The organism is Halomonas qaidamensis, assembly GCF_025917315.1.
Taxonomy (GTDB): Bacteria; Pseudomonadota; Gammaproteobacteria; order Pseudomonadales; family Halomonadaceae; genus Vreelandella; species Vreelandella qaidamensis.
Genome location: NZ_CP080627.1, coordinates 3759700 through 3772457, shown reverse-complemented (window position 1 = coordinate 3772457; position 12758 = coordinate 3759700). Strand labels below are relative to the sequence as shown.

General features: G+C 47.3%; 14 protein-coding genes. 10 read left to right on the top strand and 4 right to left on the bottom strand.

Annotation, left to right across the window (positions count from 1 at the left end):
* Positions 1-534 precede the first annotated feature (534 nt).
* From rpmH to mnmE, 4 genes are all read left to right on the top strand, one after another.
* A complete protein-coding gene (gene rpmH / locus K1Y77_RS17035; protein ID WP_009723348.1) occupies positions 535-669 on the top strand; it encodes a 50S ribosomal protein L34 in 135 nt (44 codons plus the stop codon).
* A gap of 13 nt (positions 670-682) precedes the next feature.
* Positions 683-1084 (top strand): ribonuclease P protein component, encoded by a 402-nt coding sequence (gene rnpA, locus K1Y77_RS17030; RefSeq protein ID WP_030071655.1) that lies wholly within the window; start codon positions 683-685, stop codon positions 1082-1084.
* Positions 1085-1213: 129 nt separating this feature from the next.
* Positions 1214-2899, top strand: coding sequence for a membrane protein insertase YidC (gene yidC, locus K1Y77_RS17025; protein ID WP_030071653.1), 1686 nt, complete (start codon positions 1214-1216; stop codon positions 2897-2899).
* Positions 2900-3000: 101 nt separating this feature from the next.
* Positions 3001-4371: a tRNA uridine-5-carboxymethylaminomethyl(34) synthesis GTPase MnmE gene (gene mnmE, locus K1Y77_RS17020; RefSeq protein WP_264019061.1), complete on the top strand. Its 1371-nt coding sequence runs from the start codon at positions 3001-3003 to the stop codon at positions 4369-4371.
* 38 nt (positions 4372-4409) lie between these two features.
* Here mnmE and K1Y77_RS17015 read toward each other — a convergent pair whose 3' ends face one another.
* The 4 genes from K1Y77_RS17015 to rdgB form a co-directional block, all read right to left on the bottom strand.
* Positions 4410-5255 (bottom strand): 23S rRNA (adenine(2030)-N(6))-methyltransferase RlmJ, encoded by an 846-nt coding sequence (locus K1Y77_RS17015; protein ID WP_264429689.1) that lies wholly within the window; start codon positions 5253-5255, stop codon positions 4410-4412.
* A gap of 83 nt (positions 5256-5338) precedes the next feature.
* Positions 5339-6019, bottom strand: a complete 681-nt coding sequence (locus K1Y77_RS17010; protein ID WP_030071646.1) for an OmpA family protein — start codon at positions 6017-6019, stop codon at positions 5339-5341.
* A 48-nt stretch (positions 6020-6067) separates the two neighbouring features.
* Positions 6068-7237, bottom strand: a complete 1170-nt coding sequence (hemW, locus tag K1Y77_RS17005) for a radical SAM family heme chaperone HemW (protein ID WP_264429687.1) — start codon at positions 7235-7237, stop codon at positions 6068-6070.
* Positions 7230-7838, bottom strand: coding sequence for an RdgB/HAM1 family non-canonical purine NTP pyrophosphatase (rdgB, locus tag K1Y77_RS17000; RefSeq protein WP_264429685.1), 609 nt, complete (start codon positions 7836-7838; stop codon positions 7230-7232). The genes hemW and rdgB overlap by 8 nt, the downstream gene beginning before the upstream one ends.
* A 282-nt stretch (positions 7839-8120) precedes the next feature.
* On the opposite strand from rdgB, the gene K1Y77_RS16995 reads away from it, so the two are divergent.
* From K1Y77_RS16995 to K1Y77_RS16970, 6 genes are all read left to right on the top strand, one after another.
* The gene (locus K1Y77_RS16995) at positions 8121-8813 is read left to right on the top strand and encodes a response regulator transcription factor (protein WP_264429683.1); all 693 of its coding nucleotides are present in this window, start codon (positions 8121-8123) and stop codon (positions 8811-8813) included.
* Positions 8814-8835: 22 nt separating this feature from the next.
* Entirely contained in the window at positions 8836-9351 is a 516-nt protein-coding gene (locus K1Y77_RS16990; protein WP_030071641.1) for a CsgE family curli-type amyloid fiber assembly protein, read from the top strand.
* Positions 9351-9767 carry a curli assembly protein CsgF gene (locus tag K1Y77_RS16985; RefSeq protein WP_030071638.1) on the top strand — a complete coding sequence of 139 codons (417 nt, stop codon included), beginning with the start codon at positions 9351-9353 and terminating at the stop codon, positions 9765-9767. Before K1Y77_RS16990 ends, K1Y77_RS16985 begins: the two co-directional genes overlap by 1 nt.
* 71 nt (positions 9768-9838) lie before the next feature.
* Complete coding sequence (locus K1Y77_RS16980; RefSeq protein WP_030071637.1) at positions 9839-10669, top strand: CsgG/HfaB family protein; 831 nt, start codon at positions 9839-9841, stop codon at positions 10667-10669.
* A gap of 280 nt (positions 10670-10949) precedes the next feature.
* Positions 10950-11465: a hypothetical protein gene (locus tag K1Y77_RS16975; protein ID WP_264429681.1), complete on the top strand. Its 516-nt coding sequence runs from the start codon at positions 10950-10952 to the stop codon at positions 11463-11465.
* A 62-nt stretch (positions 11466-11527) separates the two neighbouring features.
* Complete coding sequence (locus K1Y77_RS16970; protein WP_264429680.1) at positions 11528-12703, top strand: hypothetical protein; 1176 nt, start codon at positions 11528-11530, stop codon at positions 12701-12703.
* Positions 12704-12758 lie beyond the last annotated feature (55 nt).

Here is a 12758-nt window from a genome sequence, read left to right as displayed (position 1 = left end):
TCATCTCACCATCGGTTGAAAACGGCCGACCATTGTAGCGCCCAACGGAGCGGTTATCCACACGCACTCAAGCCTCTTTTTGCCCTGTGGACAACTACTCATGAGATATAGGGAAAAGCTGGTAATCGATCAAGCACAAACCTGTTTTGATGTATTTTATAACCTGTTGAGCACACCTAATTAACAGTTTATTTAAGGCTTATCCGAAGGTTATGCACAGATTTTTTATGATTTTAAGCTCTTGATAAAAATAAGCTAAAATAGCTTATCCACAATTAGTATCCCCACTATTAATAACAGTAGGTTTTAAATAACTTCCTTAGTAATAATAGATTCATAGTAAGAAGCAATGCTAAACGTATACAAACAACCGCCATTGCCTTTTTCATGCTTTTTATGCAAGGAAAAATTGCACCTGACGCGGGAAGTCTCTACAATTTCCGGTCTTGAATTAAAACTCCCCGGCTAGTTCCTCACTGGACCGGGTGTTTTGGAATTCACTTTCCGTCCTAAACCACGTGGGAATAACGAGTTATGAAACGCACTTTTCAACCCAGCGTTCTCAAGCGCAAGCGCGCGCATGGCTTCCGTGCTCGTATGGCAACCAAAAATGGCCGTGCTGTTATTGCACGCCGTCGCGCCAAAGGCCGCAAGCGTCTGAGCGCCTGATCTCGAATTGCGTGTGCCGCATCAAGGCTTTCCCCGGTGCTTACGTTTGCTAAACGCTGGGGATTTTAGTCACGTGTTTGAACAAGCAGACCTGAAGGTTCATGGCAAAGGTATGATGGCGTTAGCGCGTTTGAGTACCCGGGGTCACCCCCGCGTTGGACTGGTGGTCAGCAAAAAAAATGTGAAGCTCGCTGTTGATCGCAACCGCTTTAAGCGACTTGTTAGAGAGTCTGTTCGTCTCCGCCAAGATCACTTGCCCTCTGTGGATATTGTGATATTGGCAAAACGCGGCGTTCAAGATATCGACAACGAAACGCTTACACGCCAGTTAAATGGCATGTGGAAACGGCTTCAGAGAGACGCACAGGCGGTGTCTGTATCTTCCCCGCCTAATGGCGTAACACGTGACGCTTGACGACACACCTCGCCGCTCGACCTCGGCCTGCCGCCTGGCAGGCTTTCGTGTGTCATGGGTCGAGTAAATGAGGTCGAGTAGATGACACTGCGCCATTAGCATGTTCACCACCCATCGGGCAGAACCCTCATGGACGTAAAACGACTTTTATTACTGATTCCACTGGCAGTACTTGCCTATCTATTGGTTGTACAGTGGAATCAGGATTATGGGCAAACAAGCGTCGATTCGACGCCTGAGATTACCCAAAGCAGCAACGGCTCACCTATCAATAGTAATGATAGCGATGATTTATCGGTGCCAAGCTCGTCAGCTCCTCAGAATGCCATTAGTGAAGGTATGCCTGGGGAAATGGAAAGCAACGCATCAAGCCGAGACTTTATTGCTGTTACAACCGATGTTCTCGACGTGCGTATTGACCCGCACGGTGGCGATATCGTGTACGCCGCCCTACCGCAGCATAAGTTAACGCTGGACTCAGATCGTAACTACGTATTGCTTTCTGATAACTCATCACGCAGCTACGTCGCCCGTTCAGGTCTTCAACTGGACGGTCAGGCTAGCCGCATTGCCTTCACGCCCGAGCGTACCGAGTACCGCTTAGGTAACAATGAAGAGCAGCTAAGTGTTGATTTAACAGCGGAAGTTAACGGCGTCGAAGTTATTAAGCGCCTGACGTTTGAACGCGGCAACTACGCGGTCAACGTTAGCTACTATTTAGCTAATAACACCGAATCACCGGTTAGCGCACGCTTTATAGGTCAACTTGCCCGCGATAACAGCCCCGATCCCTCTAGTGGCGTTGCCATGGGCATGAATTCCTATCTTGGGGCTGCTTACTCTACTCCAGACGCACGGTATGAAAAGATCGACTTTGATGCTATTCAGAGCCGTAACTTTGAAAACCGTGAAGCTCAAGGTGGTTGGATTGCCATTATCCAACACTACTTTGTGTCTGCCTGGGCGCCTGCTCAGGATCAGCAAAACCTTTACTATGTCACTACCGATTCACGTGATCGTAATGTCGTAGCATTTGCTGGCCCCACGAGCAGTGTGGCCGCTAATGGCGAGGCAACGCTAAGCGCAACGCTGTACATGGGGCCCAAAGTTCAAGATTACCTTGAGCAAGTCGCTCCCAACTTACGCTTAACCGTCGATTATGGTTGGCTGTGGTTTATCGCCAACCCGCTGTTCTGGTTGCTGGACAAGATCCACGACATCGTTGGCAACTGGGGTTGGTCGATTGTCTTACTGACCGTACTAGTGAAATTGGTGCTGTTCCCGCTATCTGCTAAAGCCTACAAGTCAATGGCGCGCATGCGTAAGCTTGGTCCGGAAATGCAGCGTCTCAAAGAGATGTATGGCGATGATCGCCAGAAAATGTCTCAAGAGATGATGAAGTTCTACCAGAAGGAAAAGATTAATCCTTTGGGTGGCTGTTTACCGATCCTTGTCCAGATGCCAGTGTTCATTGCCCTTTATTGGATGCTGCTTGAATCTGTTGAACTGCGCCATGCACCGTTCATATTCTGGATTCAAGATTTGTCAGTGAAAGATCCGTACTTTATCTTGCCAATTCTGATGGGGATCTCGATGTTCGTTCAGCAGATGCTGAACCCAACACCGCCCGATCCCATGCAGGCGAAGATTATGAAGATGTTGCCGATTATCTTCACCTTCTTCTTCTTGTGGTTCCCAGCAGGTCTAGTTATCTACTGGGTCGTCAACAACATCATCTCGGTGGCGCAGCAGTACCTCATTACGCGTAATATTGAGAATGATCCGAACGTCGGCAAAGGGTTGCGAACCAAGTAACACGCACCCTTCTCCTACTCCCAGACCCCCGCCTTAGCGGGGGTCTGGCGTTTTAGGATGAACAACGCGACAATCTTCGCCATACACCAACGAGAAGCGCCATGGCCGACCGACTTTACACCCAAGACACCATTACCGCTCTAGCAACGCCTCCTGGCCGCGGCGGTGTTGGCATTATTCGCGTGTCAGGTCCTGCCTGCCACGATATTGCCACCGCCATACTTGGCCACTGCCCTTCCCCTCGTTACGCTCACTATGGCCCGTTTCACGCCGCTGAGAGCATTATTGATGAAGGCATAGCCCTACTGTTCAACGGGCCTCACTCATTTACCGGCGAGGACGTGCTTGAACTGCAAGGACATGGCGGGCCAATCATTATGGATATGCTGCTTGAACGCTGCCTACAGCTTGGTGCACGTCTAGCACGCCCGGGTGAATTTTCAGAACGAGCCTTTCTAAACGACAAGTTGGATCTGGCCCAGGCCGAAGCCATTGCCGATCTGATAGATGCCACTTCCCGTTCCGCTGCCGAAAATGCGGTACGCTCGTTGCAGGGCGAGTTTTCCCAGCGCATCTCGGCATTAGTGGAACGCCTCATTGAGCTGCGGGTTTACGTCGAAGCGGCGATTGATTTCCCAGAGGAGGAAATCGACTTTTTAGCCGATGGCCACGTCGCCAACCGTTTAGATAGCGTTCAGCAAGCGCTGACAGCGGTACGCAAAGCCGCAGGCCAAGGGGCACTATTACGCGAAGGAATGAGTGTGGTGATTGCTGGACGACCTAATGCCGGTAAGTCTAGCTTGCTCAATGCACTGACCGAACAAGATACTGCCATTGTGACGGATATTGCTGGCACCACGCGTGACGTGCTGAGGGAATATATTCATATTGATGGCATGCCACTGCATATTATCGACACCGCAGGGTTACGCGATACTCCCGATGCCGTAGAGAAAATAGGCGTTGCCCGCGCTTGGGAAGAGATAGAAAAAGCCGACCGCGTGCTGCTATTGGTAGATGCCTCCACGACTGATGCGACCGATCCTATGACTATTTGGCCGGAATTTGTCGCCAGACTCCCCGATCAAACGCGTCTAACGCTAGTGCGAAATAAAATTGATACAAGTGCCGAACAAGCTGGCATTGATTTATCCACAACCACACCAACGATAAGGCTATCCGCGAAAACGGGTGTGGGTGTGGATAACTTAAAATCTCATTTAAAAGACATCATGGGATTTTCTGCGACTACTGAAGGACGATTCTCAGCCCGTCGTCGTCATTTAGACGCCTTAGACCGCGCTATGATTGCGCTGGAAACTGGACGCGCCCAGCTAGATGGCTACGGTGCAGGGGAATTGCTAGCCGAAGACTTGCGCGATGCTCAGCAGGCGTTAGGCGAAATTACCGGTGAATTTAGCGCTGACGACCTGCTCGGCGAAATCTTTGGCAGTTTTTGTATCGGGAAATAATCATCTGCTTCGGTCAATAACAGGCAGTGACTAACAAGCTATTCGCCTACCAGCCACTCTGATCGATAGTCACTGTCAGTGCCTAGCAGCGGCGTAAGGTGGCCCATTGCCGCCGCTAGACGCTCATCTAATCCCCAGGGCGGGTTAATCACCAGCATTCCACTACCGTACATGCCATGGCTCTGCTCGTTGGGCGTATAACGTTGAAGCTCACTGCGCCAAATTTTACGGATGCCACTTTCCCTCAAGCCATTTAGCAGCGAGTGGTGGTTGCCTGCTGGTAGCAATGGGTACCACACCAGTAACACCGCATGTCGCACTTTTGCCAAGCTATAAGCCACCGCATCAACCACCTCTAGATATTCCGCTTTACGTTCGTAGCTAGGGTCAATCAACACGCATAAACGCGGTGTTGCAACAGGCACTAGCCCACTCAAGCCTGCCAGGCCATCTCCATAGGTTCGTTGCGCCTGAGGAGACAGCGACTGTGCGCTTAAGTGCTCATGCTCACCTGGGTGAAGCTCAAATAGCGTCAGGCGATCTTGCTCACGCAGCGGCTGAGAAAGCCACCACGGTGAACCAGGATAATGGGTTAGCTCGGAAGCATTGGACTGGGCAGTGCCCAACGTGGTTAGCCAACTGTTTAGTAAAGGGTCCGTTAGCTGTCCACGTGCTTGCCATAGAGGCCAAATGCCCTCGCGGTACTCTTGAAGCCGCTGAGTCTCTTTGGTGTTAAGGGGATAAAGACCCCGTCCCGCATGAGTATCTACATATGTAATGGCAGTTTTTTTACGTAATAAATACTCAGCCACTGCGTAAAGCGTCAAATGTTTCTGCACATCGGCAAAGTTACCGGCATGGTAAGCGTGTTGGTAAGACAGCATAGTCGCTCGCTAACAGAGAATCGAAAAAAGCCCGCTATGTGAGCATAGCGGGCGTTTATCGGCAATGCCGAGGTTACAAATCGTTAGCGTTGGCCTTGTCCATCTCCCGTCGGAGTCAAGGTGATTTCAACGCGGCGGTTTTGTGCACGCCCCTGTTCAGAGTCATTACTAGCCACCGGCTGATTCGCACCGTATCCCCTGGTGTTTAATCGGGCAGATGAAACGCCATTTTGGCTAAGATAATTACCAACAGACTGGGCACGACGCTCAGATAGACGTTGGTTATAACTTGCATCACCTGTGCTATCGGTGTGGCCAGCAATGTTGACGCGAGTATCCTGATACTGGGTCAGTACATTCGCTACTTGGTTAAGTGAGTTACGTGCTTCGCTGGTAAGGTCGGCTGAGTCGAAACCAAAGGTAACGCCACTAGGCATATTAAGCACAATATCGTCACCACGACGGTCGATCTCAATGCGTGAGCCCTGGAGATTTTCACGCAGCTGTTGTTCCTGACGATCCATGTAAACGCCCACACCGGCACCCGCTGCCGCACCCACCGCCGCACCAATTAAGGCACGATCGCGACGGCTAGTACTGCCATCACCAGACAGCGCACCAGCAGCAGCGCCAATGGCAGCACCAATGCCAGATCCCATCGCCGTGCTAGAGCGCTGCGTCTGACCGCCATAAGGGTCTGAGGTAGCACAGCCAGCTAACAAAATGGCTGCCGCTAGCGGGGTCAGTAGTCGAGAAATACGCATCACTCACTCCTTGATAGTCTTCAGGGTAATTACTTTATATATCGCTGATCACTCATCGCTTATTAATGTCAGCAATTCATTCAAGAATAATAGACCTTGAGGCGATGCACGCAGCTTTTCGGGCATTTCCATTAAAAGTCCTTTTTCATAGGCGCTGTGTAACCGTGCAAGTAACACGGCTGGGGGCTGCCCTGTGTAAGCCGTCCAGACATCCATGGAGACGCCATCGATTAAACGTAGCGCATTCATCGAAAATTCAAGGGGCAGTTCCTGCGTTGCTATAGGCTGCTTGCCAGCCACAAAGCCACGCGGATCATTTGAACGACGTAAATAAGCCTCTGGCTGACGTGTTTTCCAGCGCCTTTCGATATGCCGCTGCCCCTGACTGTCAACCGTCGTCAGCTTTCCATGAGCCCCCGCCCCAATACCCAAGTAATCGCCAAACTGCCAATAATTAATATTGTGCCGACTTTGTTGCTCTACTCGCGCGTAGGCGGAAATTTCATAGCGTCGTAAGCCAGCTTGCTCAAGGCGTTGATGCCCAGCTTCTTGAATGTCCCAGAGTGCCTCTTCTTCTGGTAACACAGGCGGCTGAGAGAAAAATGCCGTATTAGGTTCAAGCGTTAACTGATACCAGGAAAGGTGCTCTGGTCCCAGATCCAATGCTTGATTAATATCCTCCATCGCTTGAGCCGGGGTTTGCTTGGGTAACCCATGCATCAAATCAATATTGAGATTATCAAACCCAGCTTCACGGGCCTGGCGAACAGCATTCACAGCTTCTTGGCCACTATGAATACGCCCCAACGCGCTAAGCTGTTCAGGGCGAAAACTCTGAACTCCTAAAGACAGACGATTAATGCCAGCTTCTCGATAACCAATAAACCGCTGCTGCTCGGTCGTGCCAGGATTGGCTTCTAGGGTAATTTCTATAGTAGAAGAGAAAGGCAGCCGAAGGCGTATCTCTTTGAATAATTGATCATAAAAAGCTGGTGATAAGAGACTTGGTGTACCCCCACCAATAAATATGGTTTGAATCTCTCTTTCATCCGCTAACGATAAATCACCATCTAGATCATTGAGCAGAGCGTTGAGATAAGCGGCTTCAGGCAGCTCCTCAGTGCTTGGCTCATGGGAGTTAAAATCACAGTAAGGGCACTTACGCACACACCATGGTGTATGTATGTAAAGAGATAAGGGTGGCAATAGCTCAGCCATGTGCCACCTTCAACAGTTCTACCAAGCCTTGTAATGCCCGTCCGCGATGACTAAGCCGGTTTTTAGTTTCACTGGGCAACTCGGCAACACTCATTCCTTGATCCGGTAGCCAAAAAAGGGGGTCATAACCAAAACCACCGTTACCGCGAGGATGTGCCAGAATTTCACCTTCCCAACTGCGTTGCACAATAACAGGCACAGGATCTTCTGGATGGCGTAAATAGACTAATACACACCAATAACGCCCGCTACGTTGACCTTCAGCATAGGGGCTAAGCGACGTTAATAACTTTTCATTATTTTGCTCATCACTTTTAGGTTCTCCAGCATAGCGTGCTGAGTAGATACCTGGCGCACCATTGAGTGCGTCTACTTCAAGGCCAGAGTCATCTGCTAATGCAGGCAATCCACTCACATTACTTGCTTCACGAGCTTTCAGTAATGCGTTTTCTACAAATGTAAGCCCCGTTTCATCAACCTCTTGCACACCAAATTCAGATTGTGGGCGAACATCTAACCCCAAGGGAGTAAGCAACTGATTGAATTCATTTAACTTCCCAACATTATTGCTGGCTAAAACCAGCGTCTTAATAGATGACATCCGTATGTCTCCAAATAAAAAAGCATCAGTTTACGCAGGAAAAGTGGAGGGTATAAATTCCAGAAAATGTTACCAAAGGTAATCGAGCGAATGAATCTCAAAATACTAATTTAGTAAATAAAATATTTATTAATCAATTAATTGCATGTTTATATAAAAAATGAATAACGATATTCAAATTTATTTTACTAGTTTTATAGTAACATAACTTTACGAAATGTATCTCATAGGCAACAATCAAAGGCAGACTTATTCACGCTTTCTTTCCATGAGGACTAACCAATGCCGCAGGAAAAAACCACAGGTCTGGTGTATATCATTACTGAAAATAGTCCACAATTGCAGCTATTTGTAGACTATTTACAAACGCAGACGGGCTGCAAAATTAATACCTACACGCCTGATGCCGTATTACCACCAACAATCGCTGGCAAGTTACTTATTCTTATAGACAGCGACCACATTGATGCCGATATATTACCAAACTGGCAGGAAAAGCTTCCTGACGCACTGGCAAAAGCACCGCTAGCGGCCTTCAATATTCGCGATATGGATCACGCGTTAGAATCACTTTCTTGCGCTCAACTAAAAGGGATTTTTTACCGTAACGAAAGCTTAGAGGTATTTTGCAAAGGCATTCACGCCTTATTAGATAATGAACTGTGGATGTCTCGTGAACTGATGGCAAGGTTAATACTTTTCTACCGTAAGTACCAAAGTAATGCTTTCAGACCTGCATGTGGCTTAACGAACCGAGAAATGGAAATTATCTCTTTATTAAGCGCCGGCTCATCTAATCAACAAATTGCCGAAAAACTGTTTTTAAGCGAACACACCGTCAAATCTCATCTATATAACATTTTCCGTAAAATTAATGTACACAACCGCATTCAAGCACTTAATTGGATTCATCAAAACCTTGGTCCCATTCTACCTAACATAGAAACCGCACGTAGTTTACAACGCCATCGGTAGCTTTCAAAAGGACCCTATCGCCATGTATCTACTTTATCAATTACCTCGCTCTGTATTACTTACGTTTGTCGTCTATTTCGCGCTGCTAACAAGCGTCTTAGCTAACGAGCCTAGTTCTTTACCCGCCAGCGAACAAGAAGAAGTAGATGCAATTAATCAGCTATCAAGCCCCGATGGCCCAGAAATCCAATCCCGACAAAGCGGCAGTAGTGAACTCACTGGCGTCATGGTGGACCGTACGGTAACCATGGCTGGCAAGACCTTCTATCGTGCTTTCAGCCAACGAGCCATGGATAGCCTACTAATAGGCAACGCCACCATTACCATTCAGGAGCGCCCCGATGCACGTTGGGGTAGTCAGGTTGCCATTATGGAAGGCAACCGCATGTACTTTAGGACACAGCTCTCTCCCAGGATTAGCGAAGCTGACCGCATAGCCGGAGAAGCTGTACAAGTTGTGGAAGAGGCACTTCTCCAGCAGCAGCTGGCATCTGCCCTTATATCAGATAAAGACCTGGGAAAAGAGGAGTTATTCTAATGAACATTCGCGTAAAAATTCGCTGCGCTACGTTAATAGCAGTAATGGGCATAGGAACAAATGCATACTCGGGAGAATTAATTTACCAACCGATTAATCCCTCTTTTGGTGGTGATCCATTTGCCGGTAGTTATTTATTAGGTAAAGCTCAAGCACAAGATACTAATAAAGACCCAAATACTCGCAGCGTGCAATCACTATCTTCCACAGATCGACTGCTACAAAGTTTAGAAAGCCGCTTGATATCACAGCTTATCTCTGATGTTAGCCGCGGTGAAGTTAGCGAAGGTAGTTTCGATAGTGATGAGTTTGGCGTTGTGGTGAGCGATAACAGTGGCCAACTAGTGGTTAGAGTAGTTGATAAGGTAACGGGTGATGTCACTGAAATAAGCGTTGGTGGTTTATTTAATCCTTAACAAAAAAGCAGAATAACTAGCCAACAACTGAGAATAAAGCTTAACGCTAACTGCTTCATCAGGGGATCACTATGAAAATCATTGCCTCACTTATCATTGTCAGCTTGCTGAGCGGCTGCGCAGGGGTGGTAGCCACATCAGAAAATTTAGAAGGTGCTGAAGCAACCTTAACACCACGAGGCTCAACCTATCAGGATCTTGTTGCGCTACCGCCGCCAGCGGGTAAGATTTTTGTTTCCGTATATGACTTCCGCGACCAAACAGGTCAATACCGGCCAGCCCCTGCAAGTACCTTCTCTACAGCGGTGACCCAAGGGGCAGCGGCAATGCTTACCGGCGCCCTCTCAGACTCTGGCTGGTTTATTCCCCTAGAACGGGTTGGGTTACAGAACTTATTAACCGAACGTCGTATTATTCGCGCAGAATTCGAGCGGTTTGGTCAGCCTGATACGTTACCATCGTTAAGGGCAGCCTCGGTAATGCTTGAAGGGGGCATTATTGCCTACGAATCCAACATACGAACCGGAGGCGCCGGTGCGGAATATTTCGGCATAGGTGCATCAGGCCAGTACCAAGTGGATCAGGTGACGGTTAATTTACGTGCCGTCGAAATATCAACCGGCGAAATATTGGCCAACGTCACGACCACCAAAACGATCTACTCCAAAGAGCTAAGAGCTGGGGTTTATCGCTTTATCGACTTTAGCCGATTATTAGAAGCCGAGGCAGGTATTACTACCAATGAGCCTGTGCAGCTAGCGGTTATGTCGGCGATTGAGTCTGCGGTCATCCATCTTATTGCTAGAGGTATAGAAAACCGGCTATGGAATCTAGCGCCAGGGGCCAGCCTACAAGAATCTATCTTAGACGAATACCTTAACGCCCCCATACCCATGCTGTAGGCATGGCATAATTAAATCAAGGGAACACCACATAAAATATAAACGTTTTAATGGCCACTCATAGAGTGGCCATTTTTTTAATTTTCGTCGTTTACCCATGTAATTTTATCGTAATGATTTATCTAATCAATGGGGTGTGAATTTATTAGCTAGTAATTTAATAGAAAAACCAAAAATTTAGTCGCAGCAACAATAAAACTTCTTATGGCGACTTTCTTCAAATAGTCCAAACTAAATATACGAAACATAAAGATACAAAAAGTTTCAAAAGGGGTAAGAAATGAAACCTTCAAGCCTGACTAAGAGCAATGCAAATCATAAAAGCTGCATAGCTTTGCTTTTAACGATTGGCTTGCTGGGAATGAATATGATTGCTCAAGCAGATAACTCAAGAGTTGCTCAGTATGTAAGTGAGATAGACACCTCATTTTTACAAGGCAATATTAGTGTGATTGAGCAACAGGGTAACAGTAATAAAGCCAGTGTTACTCAATCACGTTCAGCTAGTTATCAATTCGCTAATTTTTCTCATATTCATCAGCGTGGTAATAACAATCATGCTGAGATAGTACAAAGTAATGGCAATAATATCGGCGTTATATGGCAAGTCGGTAATAATCATTCTGCCAATATTAGTCAGCAAGGCAATACGTTTTCACTAAGAGCAGATATATATCAAACGGGTTTTAGCGGCGATATTACGATTTCACAATCGGGCAGTGGCTTACGCGGCATTAGTGTCCAGCAACAAAATAATTCGGGCAGTGCACGTCCAGTCACTATCGATACCTATTGAGCCGCCATCTGCAGCTCAATAGACAACCAAAAGCAAGATGGTCGAAAAAAAGGGGAAACAAAATGAAGACTCAAATGACTGCTCTAGCCGCTGCTGTAACCATCACAATGAGCGGTATGGCTTTTGCACAGCAACTACCTCTTGATAACAGTGTTTCTTGGGGGGTTGATAACCCTAATACCAACATTGACAATGATGCTTGGGATAATGTTCAACCTGCGGTGCCCAGTGGCAGCAATATTCTTAATGCTTTAAACCTTCTTGGTCCAACCTCTGATACTAGCCAAAATGTATCTGATATTGATCAGACAGGATCAGGTAGCAATGCTAACGAAGCAAGTGTTCAGCAAGGCGGTGGGGTTGGTAACCAGTCAGACGTTATTCAAGTAAAAGCTTCCGGTTCAGGCGGCCCTAATGAAGCATATGTTGATCAATTCGGTACAAATAACGTTTCATATGTTTCCCAAGATTTAGATTCTGGCCTTGCAGAAGTATTCCAAAACGGTACAAATAACCAAGGCAGAGTTGAACAAGGTGGAAACCAAAATAATAGTGCCTTTATTGACCAAACTGGTATCAATAATCGCTCAGTAATTCAGCACGGCTCTTCAGATAACGTTGCATCATCCGTTCAAGCAGGCTTTTCACAAGATAGTGTTATTCGCCAAACCGGGGATGCTAACAACGCCTCTGCTACACAGTTAGGTGGAAATGGTGAAAGTGCTATCGCGCAAAACAGAGGGCTAAACCAAGCAACATATCTTGATCTAGGTTTCAATAACACATCCTATATGCGCCAACGTCGTATTGGCCCAGATGGCAATACTGCTGACGTATTTCAAGGAGGTTTCGATAACTTCTCTGAATTAGGTCAAGATGGCAGTGGCAACGATGCAGTTGTAACACAAGTTGGTGCTTTCAGTGATTCAGACATCCAGCAAGAGGGTAATGACAACTCTGCTACGTTATTACAGGTTAGTGGAGGTTCAAACTCTTATATAAGCCAATTTGGCGATGATAACATCGCAAATGTCACTCAGACAGGACTGTTTGGTTCAAATGAATCGTATATTCTTCAGTCAAACAATGACCATGAAGCAACTGTTACACAAGCACGTGGTTTTGGTCTTTTTGGAGGTGCTAACATCTCGACAGTAACCCAAGTAGGCACAGTAGGAAGTTCTGCAAGTGTGACCCAAAGCGGTACTGGTAACTGGGCTTCTACCATCCAGTACTAATCCTTGGTTAGCCAATGCTCTCAAACCGCCCCGGAAGGGGCGGTTTTTTATGTTT

Coding starts and splice junctions, on each gene's coding strand:
- K1Y77_RS16980 (WP_030071637.1), top strand. CDS start 9,839: ATGAAAATCATTGCCTCACTTATCATTGTCAGCTTGCTGAGCGGCTGC.
- mnmE (WP_264019061.1), top strand. CDS start 3,001: ATGGCCGACCGACTTTACACCCAAGACACCATTACCGCTCTAGCAACG.
- K1Y77_RS16970 (WP_264429680.1), top strand. CDS start 11,528: ATGAAGACTCAAATGACTGCTCTAGCCGCTGCTGTAACCATCACAATG.
- rdgB (WP_264429685.1), bottom strand. CDS start 7,838: ATGTCATCTATTAAGACGCTGGTTTTAGCCAGCAATAATGTTGGGAAG.
- K1Y77_RS16985 (WP_030071638.1), top strand. CDS start 9,351: ATGAACATTCGCGTAAAAATTCGCTGCGCTACGTTAATAGCAGTAATG.
- K1Y77_RS16975 (WP_264429681.1), top strand. CDS start 10,950: ATGAAACCTTCAAGCCTGACTAAGAGCAATGCAAATCATAAAAGCTGC.
- K1Y77_RS16990 (WP_030071641.1), top strand. CDS start 8,836: ATGTATCTACTTTATCAATTACCTCGCTCTGTATTACTTACGTTTGTC.
- K1Y77_RS17010 (WP_030071646.1), bottom strand. CDS start 6,019: ATGCGTATTTCTCGACTACTGACCCCGCTAGCGGCAGCCATTTTGTTA.
- rpmH (WP_009723348.1), top strand. CDS start 535: ATGAAACGCACTTTTCAACCCAGCGTTCTCAAGCGCAAGCGCGCGCAT.
- yidC (WP_030071653.1), top strand. CDS start 1,214: ATGGACGTAAAACGACTTTTATTACTGATTCCACTGGCAGTACTTGCC.
- hemW (WP_264429687.1), bottom strand. CDS start 7,237: ATGGCTGAGCTATTGCCACCCTTATCTCTTTACATACATACACCATGG.
- K1Y77_RS16995 (WP_264429683.1), top strand. CDS start 8,121: ATGCCGCAGGAAAAAACCACAGGTCTGGTGTATATCATTACTGAAAAT.
- K1Y77_RS17015 (WP_264429689.1), bottom strand. CDS start 5,255: ATGCTGTCTTACCAACACGCTTACCATGCCGGTAACTTTGCCGATGTG.